Origin of the sequence: Streptomyces sp. NPDC046939 (assembly GCF_040644575.1) — a bacterium.
Lineage (GTDB): Bacteria > Actinomycetota > Actinomycetes > Streptomycetales > Streptomycetaceae > Streptomyces.
This window is the reverse complement of record NZ_JBEYWV010000009.1, coordinates 184,221-208,587: the sequence shown is the minus strand read 5'-3', so window position 1 is coordinate 208,587 and position 24,367 is coordinate 184,221. Positions and strand designations below refer to the sequence as shown.

The following is a 24,367-nucleotide window of genomic DNA, read 5'->3' as shown; positions in this document are numbered from 1 at the left end:
CGCGTACGGCCCCCCGGCCCCGCCCTCGCCCCTCGGAGTTGCGGGGACTCCGTCCCCCCTCACCCCGGCCGCGGTGCCGGAGCGTCCGGCGCCTTCAGGCCCCGCCTCCCACTAGGTGGGGCCCCCACCAACCTCCAGCACCGGCACGCCCCACCCCCGCGCCTCCTCCCCACCCGGCCCCAGCGCTCACGGACCCCGCGCGCTACCCGCCCCGCCCCCTACCTCGGCTCCGGCGGACGCTGTCTCGGCATGTTGGGGCGGGTGCCCGGGGGGAGAGGGAAGCGGGGGGTCGGAGGCGGTGGGGGGCTGGGCAGGGTCGAATGGGTGGGGGGGTGGAGGGATGAGGGGAGGGGGCCCGTGTGGAAGTGGTGCATCCAGTCCGCCGTCTCGGTGCGGACCAGCTCCGTCACGTCCTCCGAGAAGCGCCGCAGGACGGAGAGGCACCGCTCGGCGGCCTCCGCGGCCGTGCCCTCGGTCGGGCCGAGGACCTCGCGGACGCACTCGGACGCCCAGTCGAACTGGAGCGTCTGGAGCCGCCGCTGCACCGCTTGCGCGGTCGCCACGTCCCGCATCCAGCCGGACGTCAGGCCGAACCACCGGTCGCAGCCGACACAGGCCACCGCCAGCAGGAGGCCCAGGTAGCCCCAGACCGCGGCGCCGGGCACCGCCCCCGCCAGATCCAGGAGCGGCAGCGCGCCCGCCGTCAGCGCCCCCAGTACCGCCCCGCCGCGCAGCACCCGCGCCACCCGCCGCTTCCACGCCCGGTCGGCGAGGTACCAGGCGGCCGTCCGCAGGGCCCCGCGCTCCACCCACCGGTACAGCTCGTCGAGGCGGTCGGCCGGTTCGCCCCAGTCGCCGAGCGGGAACATGCGCCCCGTGAGATCGTCCGAGGTGCTGCGGCCCTCGCCCGGCCCCTCCTGGGGCGGTCCTTCGGGCTGCATGTCCGGCTGACTCACCCGGCACTCCTCGATCGGTCACGGTTGATACGGCATCTTCCTACCGCCCAATGGGTGGCCGACGCCCCGGTTCCGCGGGTTTTCCGCTCAGACGTGGGCCTTCATCAGGTAGGGGAAAGCGGCGCATCTCACTCGAAAGAGTGTCGTGCCAGGCGCTGGGGCGGGCACTCCCCGGACCACGTACGCTCGTTTCAGGGACGCGCCCGCGCCCAGGACGACCTCGACGACACGGAACAGGAGCTGATCGTGATCCCCGGTGGTGGCCAGCCCAACATGCAGGAGCTGCTCCAGCAGGCCCAGAAGATGCAGCAGGACCTCGCGGCGGCGCAGGAGGAGCTGGCGCGGACCGAGGTCGACGGCCAGGCGGGCGGCGGTCTCGTCAAGGCGACGGTGACCGGCGCCGGTGAGCTGCGCGGCCTGGTCATCGACCCGAAGGCGGTCGACCCGGAGGACACGGAGACCCTCGCCGACCTGGTGGTCGCGGCGGTCCAGGCGGCGAACGAGAACGCCCAGACGCTCCAGCAGCAGAAGCTCGGCCCGCTGGCGCAGGGCCTCGGCGGCGGCGGCGCGAGCGGCATCCCGGGCCTCCCCTTCTAGCCCCGGCGCCGACTACCGTACGAGCCAGAGACACCATCACCAGAATCCGAACAAGCATCTGACGGAAGGCATCCGACCCGTGTACGAAGGCGTGGTCCAGGACCTCATCGACGAACTGGGCAGGCTGCCCGGCGTCGGTCCCAAGAGCGCGCAGCGGATCGCCTTCCACATCCTGCAGGCCGAGCCGACGGACGTCCGCCGGCTCGCGCAGGCGCTGATGGAGGTCAAGGCGAAGGTCCGCTTCTGCGCGACGTGCGGGAACGTGGCGCAGGAGGAGCTGTGCAACATCTGCCGCGACCCGCGCCGCGACCTTGCCGTCATCTGTGTGGTCGAGGAGCCGAAGGACGTCGTGGCGATCGAGCGCACGCGTGAGTTCCGCGGGAAGTACCACGTCCTCGGCGGCGCCATCAGCCCGATCGAGGGCGTGGGCCCGGACGACCTGAGGATCCGGGAGCTGCTCGCCCGCCTCGCGGATGGCACGGTCACCGAGCTGATCCTCGCGACCGACCCGAACCTGGAGGGCGAGGCGACGGCGACGTACCTCGCCCGGATGATCAAGCCCATGGGCCTGAAGGTCACCCGCCTGGCCAGCGGCCTCCCCGTCGGGGGCGACCTGGAGTACGCGGACGAGGTCACTCTCGGCCGGGCCTTCGAGGGGAGACGACTCCTAGATGTCTGATGCCACGCTGCACGCCACCGCCCCGGATCCGGACGATTTCGCCGTCCAGATCTCCGACCAGATCGAGTCGTTCATCGTCGCGGTCACCGAGATCGCGAAGGGCGACGAGCCCGACTCCGCCATTCCGTTCCTGCTGCTCGAGGTCTCGCAGCTGATGCTCGCGGGCGGGCGGCTCGGCGCGCACGAGGACATCGTCCCGGACGAGCGCTACGAGCCCGATCTCGGCCCGGAGCAGGACGTGGACGAGATGCGGGAGCGGCTCGCCGCGATGCTCGCGCCGGTCGACGTGTACTCCGAGGTCTTCGACCCTTACGAGCCGCGCAAGGCCCGGGTCGCGGCGCGGATCTCCGACGACCTGACCGACGTCGTCGCCGATCTGCGCCACGGCATGGCGCACTACCGCGCGGGCCGGGTCACCGAGGCGCTGTGGTGGTGGCAGTTCTCGTACTTCTCGAACTGGGGCTCCACCGCGTCGGCGACGCTGCGCGCGCTGCAGTCCCTGGTGGCGCACGTCCGGCTCAACCAGCCGCTCGACGACCTGGACGGCCTCGACACGGACGAGGACCTGTCCGGCGCCGAGGACACGCTCGCCGAGGAGGCGGGGCAGGTCATGGTGGAGGAGATCGCCGGTCCGCTCGGCCTGCGCCCGGTCAAATAGCCGTCGGGCGCCCCCGCGTCCGCACGTGAGCTGGCCCACTTTCCGCTTGCCCCGGGTGCCGTTGGGCATGTGCTTGATCGGGCGGCCGGACCCCGACCAGGAACCCCCTGGTGATCACGTCGTGAGCGGGACATCTCACGATGCGGTATCGCTGGGGCGGATTTCGGCCGCTCGTTAGACTGAGCCGACCGCGGTACGCGTACGTACACGTGGTGACAGACGGACTGAGCGAGGAGCGCACGTGGGCCTTGTCGTGCAGAAGTACGGAGGCTCCTCCGTAGCCGATGCCGAGGGCATCAAGCGGGTCGCCAAGCGCGTGGTGGACGCCAAGAAGAACGGCAACCAGGTGGTTGTCGTGGTGTCCGCGATGGGTGACACGACGGATGAGTTGATCGATCTCGCCGAGCAGGTATCCCCGATCCCTGCCGGGCGCGAATTCGACATGCTGCTGACCGCCGGGGAGCGGATCTCCATGGCACTGCTTGCCATGGCGATCAAAAACCTGGGCCACGAGGCCCAGTCGTTCACGGGCAGCCAGGCCGGCGTCATCACCGACTCGGTCCACAACAAAGCGCGGATCATCGACGTCACGCCCGGGCGCATCCGGACCTCGATCGAAGAGGGCAACATCGCCATCGTCGCGGGGTTCCAGGGCGTCAGCCAGGAGGGGAAGAACATCACGACCCTCGGGCGTGGTGGCTCGGACACCACGGCTGTCGCGCTGGCCGCCGCGCTCGACGCCGAGGTCTGTGAGATCTACACCGACGTCGACGGTGTCTTCACCGCCGACCCGCGCGTGGTGAAGAAGGCGCGGAAGATCGACTGGATCTCCTTCGAGGACATGCTGGAGCTGGCCAGCTCCGGGTCGAAGGTGCTGCTCCACCGCTGTGTGGAGTACGCCCGCCGCTACAACATCCCGATCCACGTGCGGTCCAGCTTCAGCGGACTGCAGGGCACCTGGGTCAGCAACGAGCCGATCGAGAAGAAGCAGCAAGGGGACAAGGCCGTGGAGCAGGCGATCATCTCCGGTGTCGCGCACGACACCTCCGAGGCCAAGATCACCGTGGTCGGTGTGCCGGACAAGCCGGGTGAGGCCGCGAAGATCTTCCGCGCGGTCGCGGACGCCTCGATCAACCTCGACATGATCGTCCAGAACGTGTCGGCCGCGTCGACCGGTCTGACCGACATCTCCTTCACGCTGCCCAAGACCGAGGGCCGCAAGGCCATCGACGCCCTGGAGCGGATCAAGCCCAGCGTCGGCTTCGACTCGCTGCGCTACGACGACCAGATCGCCAAGATCTCCCTGGTCGGCGCCGGCATGAAGACGAACCCGGGCGTCACCGCCGGGTTCTTCGAGGCACTCACCGACGCGGGCGTCAACATCGAGCTGATCTCGACCTCCGAGATCCGCATCTCCGTCGTCACCCGCGCCGACGACGTGAACGAGGCCGTGCGCGCCGTGCACACCGCCTTCGGGCTCGACTCGGACTCCGACGAGGCCGTGGTCTACGGGGGCACCGGCCGCTGATGGCCGCAGCCAACCCGGGGCGTCCGACGCTCGCGGTCGTGGGAGCGACCGGGAGCGTCGGCGCCGTGCTGTTGCAGATCCTGTCGCAGCACGCGGACATCTGGGGCGAGATCCGGCTCGTCGCCTCGGCGCGCTCGGCGGGGCGCAAGCTCACCGTGCGCGGCGCCGAGGTCGAGGTGGTGGCCCTGGAGGAGTCCGTCTTCGACGGGGTCGACGTCGCCATGTTCGACGTGCCCGACGAGGTCGCCGCCGAGTGGGCGCCGGTCGCCGCGGCCAAGGGCGTCGTCGTCGTGGACAACTCGGCCGCGTTCCGCATGGACCCGGACGTGCCGCTCGTCGTCCCCGAGGTCAATCCGCACGCCGCGCGCGTGCGCCCGCGCGGGATCATCTCCAGCGCCAACTGCACGACCCTGTCGATGATCGTGGCCATCGGCGCGCTGCACGCCGAGTTCGGCCTGGACGAGCTGGTCGTCTCCAGCTACCAGGCGGTGAGCGGTGCGGGCCGCGCCGGTGTCGAGACCTTGCGCGCCCAGCTCTCCCTCGTCGCCGGTACGGAGCTGGGGACGAGCCCGGGCGATGTGCGCCGGGCCGTCGGCGACCGGACGGGGCCCTTCCCGGAGCCGGTCGCGCTGAACGTCGTGCCGTGGGCGGGGTCGCTGCGCGAGGACGGCTGGTCGTCGGAGGAGATGAAGGTGCGGGACGAGACCCGCAAGATCCTCGGGCTGCCCGGCCTCAAGGTCGCCGTGACGTGTGTACGGGTGCCGGTCGTCACGACGCACTCCCTCACCGTCCACGCCCGCTTCCAGAGCGAGGTCACCGTGGACAAGGCGCGCGAGATCCTCGCGACCGCGCCCGGTGTCGTCCTGTTCGACAACCCGGCCGCCGGTGAGTTCCCCACGCCCGCCGACGCGGTGGGCACCGACCCGACCTGGGTGGGCCGGGTGCGGCGCTCGCTCGACGATCCGAACGGGCTCGAACTCTTTGTGTGCGGGGACAATCTGCGCAAAGGCGCCGCTCTCAACACGGCTCAACTCGCCGAGCTGGTCGCCGCGGAGCTGACCGGGGTCTGAGAAACCGGCGCATATGCCAATGAGTTGTGGATCTCCCTCTTCACATATGCGGATCGCCTCGTAGGATCTGTGAGAGTTCTGTGTAAGGCAGTGGTCCACACCACTTGACGGCACCTTCTGGACCGGACCCAGATCGTTCGAAGAATTCCTCCCCGTCCCGCAACCGCAAGCGGGGCGGGGAGCGTCTCTGCGGGCACTTTCGGGGGTGGCCGCCTTCAGCCGGGGCCGGGCACAGAAGGCATTCGGGGCGTAGGGGAAGAGCAGGTACGCATGTCGGCATTTGACGCGTCGTCATCGGTGGGGATGACGAGGCTTGTCGCAAATGAGGCGCCACACGCGTACAACCCTGACGGGGGGAAGCGTGTCCAACAGGCGTGGCAGAGGTACTCGACTTCACAGCGGTACAGGCGAGAGGCACGGCCCTGCGGCCCTCCCTCCCGACCCTCGCGCCCCTGGGGACCAGGCGTCCCCGCGGCGGCGCGGCCGGCGGCATGCCGGTGATCGCCCCCATGCCCGCGGCGCGGCCGGCGCAGCTCCCGGCACAACAAGGCGTTGACGACGTGACGGCGGCGGGCACCACAGTCGACCACCTCACCGAGACCTACCGCGCCCACTACCGCTCCCTCCTGGGGCTCGCGGCGCTCCTCCTCGACGACACCGCCTCCTGCGAGGACGTCGTCCAGGAGGCGTTCATCCGGGTCCACTCCGCGCGCAAACGCGTCCGCGACCCCGAGAAGACGCTGGCGTACCTGCGCCAGACCGTCGTCAATCTCTCGCGCTCCACGCTGCGCCGCCGCATCCTCGGGCTGAAGCTGCTCACCAAGCCGATGCCCGACATGGCGAGCGCCGAGGAGGGCGCGTACGACCTCCTGGAGCGCGACGCGCTGAAGGCGGCGCTGCGCGGACTCCAGCGGCGCCAGCGCGAGGTGCTCGTCCTGCGCTACTTCGCGGACATGACCGAGGCACAGGTCGCCGACGCGCTCGGGATATCCCTGGGGTCCGTGAAGGCGTACGGTTCCCGTGGCATCGCCGCGCTGCGCGTCGCCATGGAGGCGCCGGCATGAACCCCGCCCCCCGTGACCCCGACGACCGGTCCGCGGACGCGGACCACACGCACCACTTCGAGCACGACACCGAGCACGCCCCTGAGCACGACGCGCAGGACGAGCACGCAGGGAACGCAACTGTGAACGACGCACCCCGTCGCCCGGCCGATGCGGAGGCCGACGGCGAGCTGGAACTGCGGCGGATGATGCGGCAGGCCGTCGCCGACATCGCCCCCACGGACGAGGCCCTGGAGAAACTTCGCCGCGCGGTGCCCGCCCGCCGGGCGCGCAAGCGGCAGGCCCTGGTCGGCGCCGTCGCCGCCGGGGTGTTCGTCGCGATGGCGGTGCCCGCGGTGCTGCACGTGACGAAGGCGACCTCCTCCGACCACCCCTCCATCGCCGGCCACAGCGAGGCCTCGCGGGGCACCACCGGCGCCGGCCCGTCGGACGGCCCGGACGGGAAGCGGACCGGCGCCACGCCCTCGCCCTCCGAGGAGCACGAGAAGGCCGGCAAGAAGGACAAGGAGAAGGGCGGCAAGGAGAAGCCCGGCGGCGCGAGCGCCGGGGCGAGCGGTGGCCCGGGACCCGCGTCCACGGCCGCCGCGACCTCCCCGGTCTGCGACGCGAACGATCTGAGCCAGGCCGTGGCCACCGTCGGCCCGCCCCAGGCGGACGGCACGGTCTACGGCTCGTTCCGGGTGTCGAACGGGTCGTCCGGCAACTGCACGGTCGACAGCCCCGGCAGCGTCGTCACCCTCGCCGAGGGCGCGGCCGACCCCGCCAGGGTCAGCGTCGTCGACCACACGGCGGGCGACCGCGCGACCGGCCTGCCCGACCCGTCGACCGAGCCCGGCCAGCTCGTCCTCGAACCGGGGATGGCCTACGAGGTGCGGTTCGCCTGGGTGCCGTCGGGGACCTGCCCCTCCACCGGCGGCAGCACCGGGGGCACCACCGCGCCCACCGGCGACGGCGAGCCGACCCCCACCCCGACGCCCACCGGCACCACCAGCACGGGCTCCGAGTCGGGCGCCTCCGACTCCGGTCTGTCGACGCAGCTCGGCAGCGAGGACGAGCCGGGCAGCGTGGTCGTGTCCCACACGGCGGAGCCCGGCGCCCCGAGCGCGGCGGCGACGATCCCGGACGCGTGCGCGGGCACGGTGTACCGGACGGGCGTGCTGCCGGCGTCGTAGCCGTCAGACAGTCTTCACCGGGGCCTCCGCGGCCGCGTCCTCGGCGGCTTCGTCGGTCAGGCCCAGCTCCGCGTCGCGCAGCGCCTCGGCCTCGCGGCGGACCAGGCGGAACCACATGAAGAGCACGAAGCCCGCGAAGACGAACCACTCGCCGGTGTAGCCGAGGTTCTGGAACGCCTTCAGATCGAGGCCGCCGCCCTGGGACATGTCGGCGGGCACGGGCTCCATCGCCCCGTCGGCCTTGTCGAGCGTGACCCAGGCGTCGTAGACGTCGTACGGCACCAGGTTCACCAGGGACGCGGCGCTGACCATGCCGACCTGGCCCGGGGGCAGGCCGCCGGCCGTGGTCACGCCGTTCGAGCCCGCGGACTCCGACGCCTGGAGCGCGCCGACCACGGTGACCTCGCCCTTCGGCGGGGCGGGCGCCTTCGCGGCCGACGCCTTGCCGGGCAGCCAGCCGCGGACCACGGGGAGCGCCTTGCCGGTGCCGTCGACCTTCAGGAGCGTCACGACGTAGAAGCCGGTGCGCTCGTCCAGGTCGCGGTCGGGCACCAGGAGCTGCTTGTCGTAGCGGCCGGTGGCCGTGGCGCGCCTGCCGGACGTCTCCCGGTCCACGGGCAGCAGCGAGGCGAGCGGCTCGACGGCGGCCTTCTTGTTGGCGTCGCTCTGCTCGCTCGCGGACCGGTGGTCCTGCACCCGGTCCTCGAAGCGGCTGAGCTGCCAGGAGCCCATGAAGACGCACACGGGGACCGCGAGCAGGACGAAGATGTTGATCCCCCACCAGCGGGGAGTCAGCAGGAACCGGTACACACCTACACGGTACGGGTCCGATGCGACGGCCGGTCCCGCGGCCCCCGGCGGGCAGCCTCTCAGGACCTCGGCGGCAAGTGTCGGCTCGCGAAGTCCAGTTCGAGGCGGAGCTGCTTGATGCGTTCCTCGACGACGAGCGAGCCGTGTCCGGCGTCGTACCGGTACACCTCGTGGACCGCGCCGCGGGCGGCGAGCCGGTCCACGTAGTTGTCGATCTGGCGGATGGGGCAGCGCGGGTCGTTGACGCCCGCCGAGATGTAGACGGGGGCCTTCACATCGTCCACGTACGTCAGCGGCGAGGAGACCGTGAAGCGGTCCGGGACCTCCTCCGGGGAGCCGCCGAACAGTGTGCGGTCCATCGCCTTGAGGGCCTCCATCTCGTCCTCGTACGCCGTCACGTAGTCGGCGACCGGCACCGCCGCGAGGCCGAGCGCCCACGCGCCGGGCTGGGTGCCGAGGCCGAGGAGGGTGAGGTAGCCGCCCCAGGAGCCGCCGGACAGGATCAGGCGGCCGGGGTCGGCGAGGCCGGAGTCGACGGCCCAGGCGCGGACCGCCGCGATGTCCTCCAGCTCGATCAGGCCGACGCGGTGCTTGAGGGCGTCGGTCCACTCGCGGCCGTAGCCGGTCGAGCCCCGGTAGTTGACGCGGACCACCGCGTACCCGTGGTCGACCCAGGCCGCCGGGCCCGCCGCGAAGGCGTCCGAGTCGTGCCAGGTGGGGCCGCCGTGGATCTCGAAGACGGTGGGGAGCGGACCCGTGGCTCCGGCCGGCTTCTGCACGAGGGCGTGGACGCGCCCGCCCGGCCCGTCCACCCAGACGTCCTCGACGGGGACGGAGGCCGGGGCCTTCATGCCGGGCGGGTCGAGGACGACGCGGCCCGTGGTGGAGCGCACGGCCGGGGGCCGCTCGGCCGACGACCACAGGTACTCGACGCTGCCGTCGGGGCGGGCGGTGGCGCCCGAGACCGTACCGGCGGGCGTCTCGACGCGGCTGAGCGCGCCGGAGGCGAGGTCGTAGCGCCACAGCTCGGAGCGGGCCTCGAACTCGTGGACGACGAGGAGGGCGGAGCCGTCCGGGTACCACTCGGCGGACACGTCGCCCGGCAGGTCGAGGGCCAGATCCCGCTGGTCGCCGGAGAGGACGTCCCAGATCATCGGCTCCCAGCGGCCGCGCCGCTGATGCCCGACGAGGAGGCGGGTGTCGTCCTGGACGGGCGCGAAGCCCAGCACCTCAAGGCCCAGCTCCTTCTCCCCGCCCTCCGTGTCGTCCAGCTCGGCGACGGTCGAACCGTCGAGCCGGACGACGCGCAGCGCCGAATGCATCGCGTCACCGTGCTCGGTGTGCTCGATGGCGACGAACCGCCCGTCATGGCTCAGGTCACCGACCCCGGCGGACTCGCGGTGGCGGTAGATCTCGACGGGGGAGCCATCACCGTCGGGCCGTACGACGTGGATCGTCGTGCCGTCCTCGTCCGTGGAGCGGCCGACCACGGCGGTCCGCCCGTCCCGGCCGAGCGCGAGCCCCGCGGGGTAGGAGGGCGCGAGCCCCGGCACGGCCTCGGTGTCGGGGCCCCCGGCGAACGGCTGCCGCAGCCACACCCCGAACTCGTCCCCGTACGACGGCGCCTCACCGGGCTCGGCGCTCCGCCCGTCGTCGAACCACCAGATCCACTCGCCGTCGGGCGAGAGCACCGCGTCCGTGGTGCCGTCCGGACGGTCGGTGACCTGGCGTTGCTCACCGGTCGCCCGGTCCCAGGCGTAGATCTCGTACGTGCCGGTCGCGTTGGAGGTGAACAGGCCGCGGTCGGGCGCGTCCTCGGCCGCTTCGGGCAGGGAGACACGCGGCGCACGGAACCGCTTCTCCCAGTCGGGCATGGTCTCAGCGTCGGTCATGCCCTCCATCAAACCTGACGCCGGTGAGACGGTGCACAGCGATCACATAGCATCTGCGCACCACACTGATAACAACATAAAGGGGATTCCGTGCGCCTGAGCAGGAACTTCAAGACGGCGTGCGGACACCTGGCGGGGGCGACGGCGGCGCTGTCCCTCCTCGTCGGATGCGCGGGCGGACAGGGCGCGCACCGCTCGGTGGCGCCCGAGGACGGGCCGGCCGCCTCACGGACGCGGCTGCCGGTGCGGACCGGGGCCGAGGACGTCGTGCACACCGCCCTGAACGAGAAGACGTACGGCATCCGGCTCGCCGTCAAGAGCCTCGTGCGCGGCTCACGGGACGACCTGGACGGGGTGCGCGTCAGCGGCGAGCTGAAGGGCAAGATCCCGTACTACCTCACCTACGAGGTCACCAACACCGGTACGAAGAAGATCCCGGCCGCCTACGAGGTCTTCCGCAACCTCGCGCTGATCGGCACCGACTGGACGCCCGCCGCGCAGGTCGAGTCCATCGGCTCCGGCATCGCCTCGCCCTGCCCGGACACGTCACCGGACGCCCTCGCGCCCGGCGACTCGTACACCACCTGCGGCACCTACATGATGACGAAGGGCGTCGGCGCGATGACCGTGACGCACAGCGCTGGCGCCGGGTTCATCACGCCCGCCGACGGGGTCGCCGCCTGGCCCGTCGACGGGGGGCTCGCCACCGCCTCGAAGGAGCTGGCGCGGCAGGGTGACACGATCGCCGTGCGGTGGGACGCCGGAAAGGACGACGGCGGCGTGCTCGAACTACCCGCCACCCTGAAGTACGTACGCGAGGGCGACCCGGCCGACCTCGCCGGTCTCGGCCTCGACGAGGACCAGGAGGGCCGCGTCCCGTACTACGTGGCGATCTCCTACCGCAACACGGGCGGGAAGGACCTCTACCCCGGCCAGTCGACCAGCGTCCGCCTGCTGACCGCGAGCGGCCAGCAGCTCGGCGGGGCTCCGGGCCACCTCCTGGACCGGCCGGAGGTCACCGGCTGCCCGAAGGCGGACCTCTCCGATACGTGGGCCGCGCCCGGCGCCACGGTGACGCAGTGCACCGTCCACCTGGCGGCGAAGGGGGACGAACCCGTCGCGGTCGGATTCGAGCAGGCGGGCGAGGAGGAGTTCACCGGGTGGCGCGCCCGCGTTTCCTGACGCGCGCCGTCCTCGTCGCCTCCCGTGTCGCTTCTCGTCGCTCGTGTCGCCCCGAGGGCGAGGAGCGCGGCGTGACCCGGCCGGGGGTCGTGCCACCGAGGGGAGTGGCCGGGTCCGCCTCGCAGGTGCTCCCGCTGAGCTTGCCTGCCGTCCGTCGACGGGCCGGGACGGGGAGGGGGAGTGGATGAGCTGCGCCGACGCGGCTCATCCGTACGCCCCGGATCGGCGACGGTGAGAGGAATGTACGCCCGGAGGCGGCGGCTCGGAATACCCCGCGCATTTATCTACGTATTTCGGCGTGGACCCGTCACAAAGGCGGTCGTGCCGGGGCCGGGCCGAGGGTCGTCGTGCCGGGGGCCGCGCGGTGGCCGAGCCCCGTGCGGTAGGTGTCGAGGGCGGCCTCGATGCGGCCCGTGCGCCGGTACAGGTCGCCGAGCAGACGGCACAGATCGGCCAGGTCACCCGCCGCGCCCGCGCGTTCCAGCAGGCTGAGGGCGCTGACGTAGTGCTCCTCCGCCTCCTCCACGGCGTCCGACTCCTGCGCGATGAGCCCGAGCAGCCGGTGCGCGCCCGCCGCGTGGACGGCGCCCCGCTCCGGGTTCAGCTCGCCGAGCAGGGAGCGCAGCAGGTGTGCGGCCTCCCGCGGGCGGCCGAGCCTGCGCAGCACGTCCGCGAGTTCGACCTCGACCTGCTGGGTGTAGAGCGCGGCGCGCTTGGCGGAGAGCATGTCGCGGGCCGTCCGCAGCTCCGACTCGGCGTCGTGGAGACGGCCCGCCTGCGCGTGGACGTAGCCGCGCATCCAGTGGCAGTGCGCCAGCTCCGTACGGATCTGGAGCTGCTGGTACAGCTCGGCGGCCTTGGCGAGGGAGGCGTCGGCCTCGGCCACCTTGCCCTCGGCGAGCAGCGTACGGGCCACCGAGCGGTGCATCTGGGCGACGAGCGCCGGGTCACCGACCTGCGGGGCGAGCGCCAGCGCCAGCTCGGCGGCCTGCGCGGCGCGCGCGTGCGCCCCCATGTCCATGTACGGGGCGATGGACGCGGTGTAGAGCAGCACTAGCGCGTCCGGGTCGTGCAGGCCGCCGGTGTTGAGGCCGTCGAGCGCGGTCTCCAGGAGGTAGCAGGCGTAGCGCAGGGAGCCGGAGAGGTAGTGGGCGACGGCGCGGGCCCGGATGACCGGGGCGCGCTGCGGCAGTGGGGCGCCCGCCTCGGTGAGCAGCGCGTCGGCGGTGTCGAAGTGGGTGCGGGCGAGCGCGAGTTCGCCGGTCTCCAGGGCGCACTCACCGAGCCCGAGCTCGGCGGCGGCGTGCTCGGCACCGAGTCCGTTCCGGGACGCCTCCGCGCTCAACTCCCGGTACAGCTCGGCCGCTTCACTGGCCGCGCCGGTCGCGAGCGCGCGCTGCGCCTCGGTCAGCCGGAGCCGCAGGTCCGTCGCGAGATGCGCGGAGCGCCCGGTGGTCAGCTCCTCGTAGGTGACGCCGAGGCGCTCGGCTATGTGGCGCAGCGCCGCCTCGCTGGGCCGGACCCGGCCCGCCTCCAGGGTGGAGATGTAGGCGGGCGTGTAGGCGGGTTCCGCGACCTGGCGCTGGGTGAGGCCGCGCTCGGTGCGCAGCCGCAGGACGCGGCGGCCGACGGATTCCTGCGGGTGTTCTGGCATGACGCGGGACGGCCGCCTTTCGGGTGGGGTCCCAGGAGTTTCGCCTCTTGCCCGCCGTCCCGCCAACCCCCTAGGTTGAGCGCTCAGTTAAGGCGAGTTAAGTCCGCTTAATCTTCAACTTACTTACTGCGAGGTCCCCGTGCGCGTCCGCACCCCCCTGGTCACCGCGATCGCGGCGGGCTGCCTCGCCACCGCCGTACTCACCGCCGCCGGCACGACGACCCACGCGGGCTCTGTCGAGGACACCAGGACCACTACCCGGGTCACCCCTGACGCGGACCGCCCCGCGGAGGTGCCTGTCGCGGTCGGGGTGCGGCGAGCGCCGTAGAGGGTGTGCTCGTATGCGGGTGCGGCTCTCGTCGTGGTTGCTCGCGCAGTTCCCCGCGCCCCTGAGAGGCGCACTTCGTGCGCCCTCCGGGGCTGCGGCGAAGCCGCATGCTCCAGGGGCGCGGGGAACTGCGCGACCAGCCACGACGCGACGGATGGTCGACCACATCGCACACCCCCCCACGGCGGGACGCCTACCTCAGCCCATGCCGCCGCGCCACCATCGCCTCACTCGCCCCACGCGGCAACACCCTCCGCAACGCAAACACGACCGCCGCATTGCTCCCCACCGCATAGAACGGCCGAACCCGCCGCGCCTCAACCGCGGCCACGATCTTCGCCGCCACCTTCTCGGCCGAGATCCCGGACGCCTCGTTCCGGTTCAAAGCGGAGAGCATCGTGTCGTACGCCTCCCGGAACGGCGACCCCTCCCGTACATACTGCGTACGCCGCTCACTGATCCCCGTGGCGATGGACCCGGGCTCGACGGTGGTGATGCCGACCCCGTACGCCGCGTACTCCCGCCGCGCCGCACTCGCGAACCCCTTGATCGCGGCTTTGGAGGCGACGTACGACGACCGGTAGGCGAGCGGAAAGCTGGCCAGCATGGATCCGACCATGACGACCCGCCCGCGCCCGCGCTCCCGCATCCCGGGCAGGAGGAGCTGACTGAGCCGGACGGCCCCGAAGACGTTGAGCTGGAACAGGCGCCGGACCGCGTCCATGGGCAGCTCCTCGAAGGGCCCGCTCTGCGACTCACCCGCGTTGTTGATCAGCACGTCCACGGCGCCCGCCGCAGCCGCGCACGCCTCGATGCTGCTCTCGTCGGCGAGGTCGAGCGCGAGGTAAGTGACGCCCGCCACCGGCGACTTGACCTTCTCCGGATCGCGGCTGGTCCCGTACACCCGGTACCCCCGCCGGACCAGCGCGGCGGCGACCGCCGCGCCGATCCCGGACGACGCCCCGGTCACCAGGGCCGTGCCGCGCGCGCTCACGCCAGGCTCCTGGCGAGCGCGCGCCCGGCGGCCCGGCCGGAGAAGATGCAGCCGCCGAGGAAGGTCCCTTCGAGCGCGTTGTAGCCGTGGACGCCGCCGCCGCCGAACCCGGCGACCTCCCCGGCCGCGTACAGCCCGTCGAAGACGGACCCGTCGGGCCGGACGACCTGGGAGTCGAGCGTGGTCTCCAGGCCGCCGAGCGTCTTGCGGGTCAGCACGTGCAGGCGTACGGCGATGAGCGGGCCCTGCGCCGGGTCGAGGAGGCGGTGGGGCTTGGCGACGCGGGTGAGGCGGTCGGGCAGATAGGCGCGGGCGTTGCGGACGGCCATGAGCTGGAGGTCCTTGCCGTACCCGTGCTCGGCCTCCCGGTCCCGGGCGACGATCTCGCGCTTGACCTGCTCGTACTCGACGGGCGTCGCGGGCGTCAGCGCGTTCATCCCGGCGACGAGGTCCTTCAGGTTCCGCCGGACGACGAAGTCCTCGCCCCGGTCGAGGAACGCCTGCACCGGGCCGGGGGCACCCTTTTTCACCCGTTGCAGCACCAGCTTCAGGTCCTTGCCGGTGATGTCGGGGTTCTGCTCGGACCCGGAGAGCGCGAACTCCTTCTCCACGATGGCGCGGGTCAGCACGAACCACGTGTGGTCGTACCCGGTGGCGGTGATGTGCTTGAGCGTGGCGAGCGTGTCGTGCCCGGGGAAGAGCGGCGCGGGCAGCCGCTTGCCGGTGGCGTCCAGCCACAGCGACGACGGGCCCGGGATGATCCGGATGCCGTGCCCCGGCCAGATCGGGTCCCAGTTCTTCAGACCCTCCGTGTAGTGCCACATCCGGTCACGGTTGACGATCGACGCGCCCGCGCCCTCGGTGATCTCCAGCATCCGCCCGTCGACGTACGCGGGCACGCCCGTGACCATCGACTCGGGCGGCTGCCCCATCCGCTCGACGGGCCAGTTCTTGCGGACCAGTTCATGGTTGCCGCCGATGCCGCCCGAGGTGACGACGACGGCCTGCGCGCGCAGCTCGAAGTCGCCGACGGTCTCGCGCGACGAGGCGACACCGCGCCCCGCGTCGGACGGTTCGAGGAGGGCGCCCCGCACCCCGACGGCGGCCCCGTCCTCCACGATCAGCTCATCCACCCGGTGCCGGTACTTGAAGGTGACGAGCCCGCGCGCGGCGGCATCGAGCACCGGCTCCCGGAAGACGCGGACGACCTCGGGACCCGTACCCCAGGTGATGTGGAAGCGGGGCACGGAGTTGCCGTGCCCGGTCGCGGTGCCGGAGCCGCGCTCGGCCCAGCCGACGTTCGGGGTGACCTTGAGCCCGAGCCCGTACAAGTAGTCGCGCTTCTCCCTGGCGGCGAACCCCACGTACGCCTCGGCCCACTTCCGGGGCCACCGGTCCTCGACCTCGCGGTCGAACCCGGCGGACCCCAGCCAGTCGGCGAGGGCGAGTTCGTAGCTGTCCTTGATGCCCATGCGGCGCTGCTCGGGGCTGTCGACGAGGAAGAGGCCGCCGAGCGACCAGAACGCCTGCCCGCCGAGGTTGGCCGCGTTCTCCTGGTCGACGAGGACGACGCGCTTGCCCGCGCGCGTCAGCTCGTAGGTGGCGACGAGCCCGGCGAGCCCGGCCCCCACGACGATGACATCCGCACTGGCTCCGGTGCCCTTGGTCTCGCTCATGCGCTCTCCATGGGTGTGCTGTAGGCGTCGAGTACGTGGATGAACAGGGCCTCGCGACGGGCGCGCACGGCGTCGTCGTCCGGCTGGAGCAGAACTTGTACGGCGGTCCCGTCGTGCACGGCGACCAGCGCGTCCCCGAGGGCCCGCTCATCGCTCACCCGCCGCCCGAGGCGGCGCAGCGCGCTGACGCACACGGGCAGGATCGCGTCGCGGATCGCCTGCTCACGGGCGGCCATGATCCGTCGCAGGCCGGGATTCCTCAGCGCGTGCACGGTGAACTCGGCGGTGATCCGGTACCAGGCGTCGTCCACCGGGGCCGCGGCGATCGCGGCCCGCACGGCGGTCTCGGGGTCGGCCGGATCGATGCCGGCCAGGGCGCGGCGCACATCGCCGAGCATCCGCGCGGAGCGCTCCTCCCACAAGGCGAGAAACAGCTCGTCGAGGGAGGAGAAGTTGGAGTAGAAGGCGCCGCGCGTGAATCCGGCCCGGTCGCAGACCTGCTCGACGGTGGAGCGCCCGAACCCCACTTCGGCGAACACGTCGAGCGCGGCGTCGAGGAGCCGCTGCCGCGTACGGGCGCGGCGCTTGGTCGGGCTGCCGGCCGTCATCGTTCCCGCGCCTCCTTCATCGGTACGGCTACGGCTACGGATACAGGAACGTATTCGATACGTTCCTGTATCGACAAGAGGCGTACGCGGCCGATTCGGCGGGCCGGGACGGGATCAGACGAAGATCTCCACGACCGTCCACACGGCGAGCAGCAACATGCACGCCCCACCGATCCGCTGCACGGTCTTCAGCGGCACCCGCTTGGCGATGAACCGCCCGGCGACCAGCGCGAGCGCGGAGACGGACATCAGGGCGGCGGCGGAGCCGATCGCGGTGGACCAGGTGCCGTTGGTGGCGGCGAGGTTGGCGGTGGTGATCTGCGTCAGGTCGCCCCACTCGCTGATGAAGACGGCCATGAACGCGGTGCCGAAGACGGGCCAGAACCCGGTGACCGTCTTGGCGCCCGCCTCGTCGTCGTCATCGTCGTCACCCCCGCGCAGCAGCATGAACGCGCCGAACGCGAAGAGCAGCGCCGAGACGACCTTCACGATCCAGTCCGGCAGGAGCCCGAGCAGCGAACCGGCGCCCACCGCGATGGCCACGTGCACGATGAACGCGGCGGACGTGCCGAACCACACGTACAGCGGCTTCATCCGTGTGCCCATTGCCAGCGAGGCGAACATGGTCTTGTCGGGCAGCTCGGCGAGGAAGATCAGCCCGAAGGCGGTGATGATCGCCAGGGGGTCGAGGTGCATGAGCGGGTGCTTTCTGTACGGGCCGGGACCGTGCGACCCACCCGCGGCGCGGAGAGGACCACTCGACCCGGCAGCCGAGACACGTATCCCTACGTATCTGCTATTTCTGCCTGGTCGAAGGTCTCGCCCACCCGAACCGCACACGGCCCGAGCCCGGCCACCGGGAACCCGGGGGTTCCAGTGTGTCGACGACCGGTTCGCGGGGCTACTCCCCTTCGCTTGCGTGGTCAAGGGTACATGCCGGGAGCCGGGCGGTGCCGACGCCGAACGGGACGGGGGGAACAAACGCGTTCGGCCATTCCGTACCTCCAGGCGAGTAAACCGGCCACATACCTTCCTGTGCGTGCGCCGCGGCGCGCCGCGACGGCAGCATGGACGGCCATGTGGGCAGGTGAACGGTGACGCGCTGCGCCACGGAAGTGACATTGCAGGGGGCGTGCGTGGAACGGGTGTGGCCACCGTCGACTTTTCTCGGCCGGTTGCGTGAGACGACACGGAAAGAGCTGCTGAGCCAGGGCACCTTGATCAATTATCCGGCGCACCGCACTTTGCTCCAGCAGGGCGAGGACGGCCGCCATGTCCTGCTGCTCACGAGTGGTGTAGTGAAGGTCGTGGCCAGCGCCGAAAGCGGCTACGACATGCTGCTCGCCGTACGCATAGGGGGTGACCTGGTGGGCGAGATGGCGGCCTTCGAGGACCGCCCCAGGTCCGGCACGGTGGTCGCGTGCAGTGACGTGACCGCGCGGATCATCCAGATGAGGACGCTGGAGGCCTTCCTCGCCCGGTACCCCGACGCCACCCGGGCCATCCTCCACATGCTCTGCGCCCGGCTGCGCTGGGCGAACCGGCGCAGGGTCGACTTCCAGGCCTACGACTCCCGGACCCGTCTCGCGCGGGTCCTCGCCGAGCTGTGCCAGGCGTACGCGCAACCCGCGGCGGACGCCCACGGCAAGCGGTGCGACCTCGGGGTGACGCTGACCCAGAAGGAACTGGCCTCGCTCGCCGGACTGAAACTGAACACCGCGGAAAAGAGCCTGGCCGCGCTGACGGCCCAGGGCCTGGTGGAACGGCATTACCGGAACATAACAATCTGTGACGTCCCGAAACTGTTTGAATTCGCGAAAGTATTCGCGGACAACCCGTACTGATACGGAATCGCTTCGCGCCCCCGCTCATAGCCTCTCGGGCAGCACTTCGTGGGCAGTGTCTGCCCACCGCCTGCCCAGAGAGGAAAAGATCGGGTGGCTGCGAGGCCTTACTTCCGTCCCTGCACCTGCATAGCCGTCGACGCACAGGCGTACGGGAGCAACAACGACCGGCGGCAGTCGGAAATACAGCACGACCTGCCCCGCATTCTCGACCAGGCCGCCTGGGGAGCGGGCCTGGACCGTGCGACGTGGGAGATCCAGCGCAAGGGCGACGAACAGTTGGCGGTACGGCCCGTCGACGGCACGGAACCGCGGCTGGTCGACGACTACGTCCGTCATCTCGTCGCCGAGTTGCGCCACTACAACGCGCAGCGGCTCCCGTCGGCCCGCATGCGCCTGCGGGCCGTCATCCACCAGGGGCCGGTGCAGATGGCCGACAACGGCTTCGCCGGTACGGCCGTGGTGGCCACGGCCCGCCTCCTCAACGCGCGGCCGCTGTACGAGGCGCTGGCCGCCCACCCCGGGGCCGACCTGGCGCTGCTGCTGTCCGACGACGTCTTCCGGTCCACGGTGGCGGGCGGTCACACGACCCTCTCGCCGGACGACTTCAGCCGCGTCGACGTCGAGGTCAAGGAGTACGCGGCGACGGCCTGGCTGTGGGTTCCCGCGCCGGGCGCACGAACCACCGCCGCACAAGAGCCGGGGGCCGCGGGGACGGGGAAGCCCGCGGCCTCCGTGACGGGGGAGCCCGCGGCGAGCCGGAACGAACCGGCCGCCGCGGGCGGGGCCGCGCCCGGAGCCGGCTTCGGCCAGCAGGAGTACCGGGCTGACCGCATCACCGTCACCAACTTCGCCGGTTCCGTGGACGCCAGGGGCGCGAACTTCGGGTTCGGGAGCGCCGGTGAGTGAGGAACCGGACCGGGAGGGCCTCGCACCGGTTCCTCCCGAGCCGTCGCCCGAGGCGGACGCCTCACCGCCCGAGCCGCAGGCCGGCTCGGGCGGCCCGGACGCGGCGGACGGGGCGGGCGAGACCGTCGCACCGGACGCGGCACGGGCCGGGCGCGCAGAGCAGGACGAGCGTGAGGGCGACGACCGCGGCTACGACGAGCTGCGCCAGGTCCAGCACCTCGTCAACAACAACTTCTACGGCATGGTCGACGCCTCCGGGGCCGCCTTCGGCTTCGGCGGCGCCACCTCCCCGGGGCTCGCGCCCGGCATCATCGAGCCCGAGGACGTCGACCGCGCCCTGCGCTTCTACGAGACCGTGCGGCCCTGCTTCGACGAGGCGCTGGCCAGGCTGCGCGAGAACGCCCTGGTGGTGCTGGTGGGCGAGGACCACTGCGGCCGGGGCGCGGGCGCCCTCGCCCTGCTCAGAGAAGTGCTCGGCGCGGATGCCCGGCTGCGCAGCCTGCCGCCCGGCAACGCCCTGGCGGACCTGGCCGCATCGCGCGACCTCCAGCGGGGGCACGGCTACGTCATCCGCGACTACGTCGGCGAGCTGCGCGTCGAGGCCGTGCAGGCGTACGAGATCAGTCGGCTGAGCGCGGAGCTGCGCCGCCACGGCTCCTACCTGGTGATCACGGCGGGCGAGGCGACCCATCGGCGCCTCGCGCTGCGGGACCACTGCGTGCCGTGGCGGGCGCCGGACCCCCTGGAGCTGTTCGAGCGCTGCCGGGCCGAGTTGCCGTACCGCGCCGTGGAGCCGGACGTCGAGCAGGAGTTGCTGCAAAGGGTCACCGAACAGCGGCGCCCGAAGGACATCGTCGCGGCGGCCCTCGTCCTGGCCGACGAGGGGCCGCAGGAGGCGCTGAACAGTCTGCACGACCGCCACCAGGACCTCGTGCACCACTTCTTCCTGCAGAAACCGCACGCGGACGATCTCATCCCGCTCACCGCCCTGGCCTTCCTGGAGGGCATCCCGCAGCGAACCTTCGAGAAGGAGTGCGCCGCGCTCACCGCCCACGTACGCGCCTGGGAACAGAGCGGTGAGGCGCCGGTGGCCGAACGCGGTGACGAGACCGCGGGCGTGCTCGGTGCGGTCGCCCAGCAGTCCCGTGCCCGCTGGAAGGAGCGGGCGACAGGACTGGTGACGACCGAGCACCGGGCCGACAAGGCCGGCGGGGCCGGGCGCAGCGAGCGCCGTCTGGTGTTCACCTCGCCGCGCGCCCGCGAACTCGTCATCAAGGAGCTGCACGACCTGTACGGCTACGAGCTCTGGTACCCCGTGCGCCAGTGGCTCGGTGAGCTGTCGCTCCAGGGCGACCTGGCCACCCGTACGGAGGTGGCCCGTGGTGTCGCGCTGCTGGCCCGGCACGCCCTCGGCGAGGTCGACGAGAACATGCTGCGCGTATGGTCCGAAGGGCTCGCCAGCCAACGGGTGACCGCCGCGCTGACGCTGCAGTTCATGTGCGACACCGCGGACCTCGCACCGCACGCCCGGAACATCGCCGTGGACTGGACGGACAACAGGGGGCAGGGCCGCGCCGTGACGGCGGCCATGGCGTTCACCGGGCGCCTGGGCTCGCTCTACCGCCTCGAAGCGCTCAACTGGCTGTGGTTCCTGACGCTGCGCGGGGAACGTGTCGCCCTCGCCGCTCACCGTTCGCTGGTCCTGCTGCTGCAGAGCGCCGAACAGGACGCGCGCAGAGCGCTGTTCATCCTCCGCTACGTACGGACCGCGCTCGCCAGGAGCCCCGCGAAGTCCCGGGAACGGTCGATCGCACTGCGCACCACCGTGCAGCTGCTGGAGGCGGACAGCCTCGACGCCCCGCAGCCCGTCGCCGCCGCGCTCCTGCGCACCGTTCCCGACAGCGCCCGCCACCTCGGTTCCCTGTGGGCCGACGCCCTGCACAGCGGCCACCGGAGCCGGGCCATCAGCGCCCTGTGCCGGACGCTCGTGCAACTGCGGCACGAACCGGCCGCCAGGGGCGCCGTCAACGAGCTGGGCGAGTCCATGCGCACCGCCATGAGCACACAGCAGTGGGCCGCGCTGCGCCGCCACCTGTCCATCGCCCTGCGCCACCCCGACTACGCGATCCCCGGCGCCCACGAGCTCGCGCAGGTGCTCCTCGGATCGCTGCGCCGGCCCGCCTCGGCGGGGGCCCACCGTGGCGCCCCGCCCCCGAGATCCGCCCCTCGCGTCACTTCCGCCCAAGGAGGACGAAGCAAGTGAACTACCCGGTCATCGCCGAGCACATCCTGGCCACGGTCCAGGGCACCTGGTGGTCTCGGCGCCGCCAGCGTGACGACGTGCCCCCGCTGCCGCCCGGCGCGGTCTACGTCTTCAGGGTCGGTGGGAACTACCGCGTCTTCCCGGAAGGCATGGTGTTCGACCAGTCCCACCCCGACGTGCTCGACGCCTCCTCCGTCACCCTGGTGGACACCCGCGCACGCCTCGTCGAGGTGGAGCGCACGCTCCCCTCGGTGAGCGAGGCGGACAAGTTCACGGTGCGGGCGTCGTTCACCTGCCAGGTGACCGACCCGACCGTCATCGCCCGGCAGGGCATCATCGACGTCACCGTTCCCCTGCGCGCCTATCTGATGGGCGACGCCGACCTGCCGCGGGTGAGCGCCGGGCACCGCGTGGAGGAGGTCAACGCCGTACGCACGGAGGTGAGCCACCGGATCACCGCGTACAGCGCGATCGTGCCGCCCCGCGTCACCGGCATGAGCGTGGAGTTCGTCAGCGCCGAGGTGCACGCCTCGGACGACCTGCGGGACTGGGAGCAGAAGCTGCGCGACGAGCGGCGCTCCTGGGAACTGCAGCGCGGGCAGCGGGACTTCGAGACGCAGGACGCGCTGCGCATCGCCGAGCTGCTTGCCCAGGGCTCCGACCACGTGGACGCCTTCGGCATCGCCCGGAACGAGATCGACGTCACCGAGGCGGCCGACCGCATTCACCGCAACACGGCGGCGGAGGCGGCCCGCCGCGACGCCGTCGACGCGTCGAACCGCGCCCACGCGCAGGCACGCGAGACGACGGAGGCGCAGATCCGCCGCGACATGCTGCTGACGCTGTTGCGGCAGATGGGCACCAGCGAGTACGGCGTCGACTACCACCAGGTGCTCGAACAGGTGCTGCGGGAGACGGGGAGCCAGGCCGCGTCCGCCGCCGTCACGGGGACCGGCACCGCCCCCATGGTCGAGCCGGGAACGGCGTCCCGGTCCGCCCGTTCCGCCGGAGCGGGCCCGGACACGTCGAGCGACCCGCACAGCGGGTTCGTCAAGGACGAGGACGATCTCCTTGACTGACTCCACCGGCAACCGCGTGACGGCCGACCACGCCGCCGACGAGCGCACCGCGCCCCGCGCGTCCGGCCGGACCCTCCCCCTCGACGTCGCGCGCGGGCTGCGCACCCTGACCGGCGTCGACGAGGAACTGCTGCACAGAGTCCGGTTCGAGCGGAGCAAGTACACGGCGCTCGGCGGAGTGGTGCTCGGCACCTCCGTCATAGCGGCGTTCTCCATGTGGAACTTCGCGACCGAGGCGCTCGGCAGGGTGTCCGCCGTGGCACTCGTGCCCACGGTCATCTGGATGCTGTTCGTGCTCAACCTCGACCGCTGGCTGGTGACGCCGCAGCCCAACGCGCGACGACGGGCCGCACCGCTCCTCATGCGGCTGCTCGTCGCCGTGCTGCTCGGCGCGGTGATCGCCGAACCGCTGGTGCTGCGGATCTTCCAGACGGCGATCGAGGAGCGCGTCGCCGACGAACGCACCGACGCGATCGACCGGCTGCGGACGAACCTCGTGCGCTGCAACCCGGTGCCCACCACGACGAAGACCGTCACCCCCGAGGGCTGCGGCACGACGTACGTGCTGTCCTTCGGCAGGACGCCCGGGGAGCGCGCCGGGGAGCTGACCGCCCTGCGCACGGACGCGGCCGAGCTGCAAAAGCGGGTGGACCGCGACACGGACCGCCTGGAGACCCTCGACAACCAGGTGCGGGACGAGTGCCGCCGGCTGATCCGGATGGCGGCCACCGGCCTGTACCAGCGCACGTCGGAATGTCTGCGGCTGCGCGAGAAGGCGCGGGACTACCGCACGACCCACCGCACCGAGGAGAACGAGCGCCGCCTCGCCGGGATGAACAGCAGGATCTCGCAGATCGAGAGCCGCCAGACCGCGTCGCGCGGCGCCTTCCTGAAGGCCCGCGCCGACGGTGTGGAGCAGCGCCTCGCCGTGGAGCGCGCCAAGCAGAAGGAGGTCGGGGTCCTGGAGCGGATGCGGGCCCTCGAAGAGCTAGCCACCGGCAACCCCGTCCTGTTCGTGGGGATCTGGCTGGTCCGCCTGCTGTTCATCGTCCTCGACATCCTCCCCGTCCTGGTGAAGTACATGAGCGGCGAGTCCGCGTACGACCAGATGCTGACCAGCGCGAGCATCAGCGGGGTACGGGTGCACGAGGCCGAGGTCCGGCTCGCGGAGCGCCGGGTCATGGCGGACATCGAGATCGCCCAGGACGCCATCGAGCACGAGGTCCGTCGCCACAGGGCCGAATCGGAAGCGGCACTGCGGGAACACACGGCGGCCATGAACATCCGGACCCGGCAGGCGGTGAACGCACTGGAGGAGGAGATCCGCCGCTCCTCGGCGGTCTGACACGCCATCTTTCCGGCACGAGGCACGGAGGAGGACGGCCGCCCGCATCGGGGCGGCCG

22 protein-coding genes are annotated in these 24,367 nt (G+C 71.9%); 14 read left to right on the top strand and 8 right to left on the bottom strand.

Annotated features, from left to right (window positions below; genetic code table 11):
* Window positions 1–218: 218 nt before the first annotated feature.
* A complete protein-coding gene (locus tag ABZ877_RS12965; protein WP_361068860.1) occupies window positions 219–956 on the bottom strand; it encodes an SLATT domain-containing protein in 738 nt (245 codons plus the stop codon).
* Between the two features lie 246 nt (window positions 957–1,202).
* On the opposite strand from ABZ877_RS12965, the gene ABZ877_RS12960 reads away from it, so the two are divergent.
* From ABZ877_RS12960 to ABZ877_RS12930, 7 genes are all read left to right on the top strand, one after another.
* Entirely contained in the window at window positions 1,203–1,553 is a 351-nt protein-coding gene (locus ABZ877_RS12960; RefSeq protein ID WP_361068857.1) for a YbaB/EbfC family nucleoid-associated protein, read from the top strand.
* 79 nt (window positions 1,554–1,632) lie between these two features.
* Window positions 1,633–2,232, top strand: coding sequence for a recombination mediator RecR (gene recR / locus ABZ877_RS12955; protein WP_361068854.1), 600 nt, complete (start codon window positions 1,633–1,635; stop codon window positions 2,230–2,232).
* A complete protein-coding gene (locus ABZ877_RS12950) occupies window positions 2,225–2,890 on the top strand; it encodes a DUF5063 domain-containing protein (RefSeq protein WP_361068852.1) in 666 nt (221 codons plus the stop codon). The genes recR and ABZ877_RS12950 overlap by 8 nt, the downstream gene beginning before the upstream one ends.
* 241 nt (window positions 2,891–3,131) lie before the next feature.
* Window positions 3,132–4,418, top strand: coding sequence for an aspartate kinase (locus ABZ877_RS12945; protein WP_361068849.1), 1,287 nt, complete (start codon window positions 3,132–3,134; stop codon window positions 4,416–4,418).
* Window positions 4,418–5,488 carry an aspartate-semialdehyde dehydrogenase gene (locus ABZ877_RS12940; protein WP_361068846.1) on the top strand — a complete coding sequence of 357 codons (1,071 nt, stop codon included), beginning with the start codon at window positions 4,418–4,420 and terminating at the stop codon, window positions 5,486–5,488. The genes ABZ877_RS12945 and ABZ877_RS12940 overlap by 1 nt, the downstream gene beginning before the upstream one ends.
* Before the next feature lie 374 nt (window positions 5,489–5,862).
* A complete protein-coding gene (locus tag ABZ877_RS12935) occupies window positions 5,863–6,552 on the top strand; it encodes a SigE family RNA polymerase sigma factor (RefSeq protein ID WP_361068843.1) in 690 nt (229 codons plus the stop codon).
* The gene (locus ABZ877_RS12930) at window positions 6,549–7,724 is read left to right on the top strand and encodes a hypothetical protein (protein ID WP_361068840.1); all 1,176 of its coding nucleotides are present in this window, start codon (window positions 6,549–6,551) and stop codon (window positions 7,722–7,724) included. Before ABZ877_RS12935 ends, ABZ877_RS12930 begins: the two co-directional genes overlap by 4 nt.
* 3 nt (window positions 7,725–7,727) lie before the next feature.
* On the opposite strand, the gene ABZ877_RS12925 is transcribed toward ABZ877_RS12930, so the two are convergent.
* Together ABZ877_RS12925 and ABZ877_RS12920 are read right to left on the bottom strand one after the other, a co-directional pair.
* Window positions 7,728–8,534: an SURF1 family protein gene (locus tag ABZ877_RS12925; protein WP_361068838.1), complete on the bottom strand. Its 807-nt coding sequence runs from the start codon at window positions 8,532–8,534 to the stop codon at window positions 7,728–7,730.
* Window positions 8,535–8,593: 59 nt separating this feature from the next.
* Window positions 8,594–10,435 carry a prolyl oligopeptidase family serine peptidase gene (locus ABZ877_RS12920; protein ID WP_361068835.1) on the bottom strand — a complete coding sequence of 614 codons (1,842 nt, stop codon included), beginning with the start codon at window positions 10,433–10,435 and terminating at the stop codon, window positions 8,594–8,596.
* A gap of 81 nt (window positions 10,436–10,516) precedes the next feature.
* Here ABZ877_RS12920 and ABZ877_RS12915 point away from each other — a divergent pair, with 81 nt between their 5' ends.
* Complete coding sequence (locus ABZ877_RS12915; protein WP_361068832.1) at window positions 10,517–11,608, top strand: hypothetical protein; 1,092 nt, start codon at window positions 10,517–10,519, stop codon at window positions 11,606–11,608.
* Between the two features lie 307 nt (window positions 11,609–11,915).
* On the opposite strand, the gene ABZ877_RS12910 is transcribed toward ABZ877_RS12915, so the two are convergent.
* Window positions 11,916–13,262: a helix-turn-helix transcriptional regulator gene (locus tag ABZ877_RS12910; RefSeq protein ID WP_361068829.1), complete on the bottom strand. Its 1,347-nt coding sequence runs from the start codon at window positions 13,260–13,262 to the stop codon at window positions 11,916–11,918.
* Window positions 13,263–13,401: 139 nt separating this feature from the next.
* Between ABZ877_RS12910 and ABZ877_RS12905 the strand changes: the two genes are divergently transcribed.
* The gene (locus ABZ877_RS12905; protein WP_361068827.1) at window positions 13,402–13,590 is read left to right on the top strand and encodes a hypothetical protein; all 189 of its coding nucleotides are present in this window, start codon (window positions 13,402–13,404) and stop codon (window positions 13,588–13,590) included.
* A gap of 193 nt (window positions 13,591–13,783) precedes the next feature.
* On the opposite strand, the gene ABZ877_RS12900 is transcribed toward ABZ877_RS12905, so the two are convergent.
* The 4 genes from ABZ877_RS12900 to ABZ877_RS12885 all read right to left on the bottom strand — a co-directional run bounded on the left by ABZ877_RS12900 (window position 13,784) and on the right by ABZ877_RS12885 (window position 17,564).
* The gene (locus tag ABZ877_RS12900; protein WP_361068824.1) at window positions 13,784–14,584 is read right to left on the bottom strand and encodes an SDR family oxidoreductase; all 801 of its coding nucleotides are present in this window, start codon (window positions 14,582–14,584) and stop codon (window positions 13,784–13,786) included.
* Window positions 14,581–16,260, bottom strand: coding sequence for an FAD-binding dehydrogenase (locus ABZ877_RS12895; protein WP_361068821.1), 1,680 nt, complete (start codon window positions 16,258–16,260; stop codon window positions 14,581–14,583). Before ABZ877_RS12895 ends, ABZ877_RS12900 begins: the two co-directional genes overlap by 4 nt.
* Window positions 16,257–16,868, bottom strand: a complete 612-nt coding sequence (locus tag ABZ877_RS12890) for a TetR/AcrR family transcriptional regulator (protein ID WP_361068818.1) — start codon at window positions 16,866–16,868, stop codon at window positions 16,257–16,259. Before ABZ877_RS12890 ends, ABZ877_RS12895 begins: the two co-directional genes overlap by 4 nt.
* 114 nt (window positions 16,869–16,982) lie before the next feature.
* Entirely contained in the window at window positions 16,983–17,564 is a 582-nt protein-coding gene (locus tag ABZ877_RS12885; protein ID WP_361068815.1) for a TMEM165/GDT1 family protein, read from the bottom strand.
* A gap of 479 nt (window positions 17,565–18,043) precedes the next feature.
* Here ABZ877_RS12885 and ABZ877_RS12880 point away from each other — a divergent pair, with 479 nt between their 5' ends.
* The 5 genes from ABZ877_RS12880 (at window position 18,044) to ABZ877_RS12860 (ending at window position 24,308) form a co-directional block, all read left to right on the top strand.
* Window positions 18,044–18,712 (top strand): Crp/Fnr family transcriptional regulator, encoded by a 669-nt coding sequence (locus tag ABZ877_RS12880; protein WP_361068813.1) that lies wholly within the window; start codon window positions 18,044–18,046, stop codon window positions 18,710–18,712.
* A 93-nt stretch (window positions 18,713–18,805) separates the two neighbouring features.
* Window positions 18,806–19,621 carry a hypothetical protein gene (locus ABZ877_RS12875; RefSeq protein WP_361068810.1) on the top strand — a complete coding sequence of 272 codons (816 nt, stop codon included), beginning with the start codon at window positions 18,806–18,808 and terminating at the stop codon, window positions 19,619–19,621.
* Window positions 19,614–21,884, top strand: a complete 2,271-nt coding sequence (locus ABZ877_RS12870) for a hypothetical protein (RefSeq protein ID WP_361068807.1) — start codon at window positions 19,614–19,616, stop codon at window positions 21,882–21,884. Before ABZ877_RS12875 ends, ABZ877_RS12870 begins: the two co-directional genes overlap by 8 nt.
* On the top strand, window positions 21,881–22,963 hold the full coding sequence (locus ABZ877_RS12865; RefSeq protein ID WP_361068804.1) for a hypothetical protein: 1,083 nt from the start codon (window positions 21,881–21,883) through the stop codon (window positions 22,961–22,963). The genes ABZ877_RS12870 and ABZ877_RS12865 overlap by 4 nt, the downstream gene beginning before the upstream one ends.
* On the top strand, window positions 22,956–24,308 hold the full coding sequence (locus tag ABZ877_RS12860; protein WP_361068801.1) for a DUF4407 domain-containing protein: 1,353 nt from the start codon (window positions 22,956–22,958) through the stop codon (window positions 24,306–24,308). The genes ABZ877_RS12865 and ABZ877_RS12860 overlap by 8 nt, the downstream gene beginning before the upstream one ends.
* Window positions 24,309–24,367: the final 59 nt, after the last annotated feature.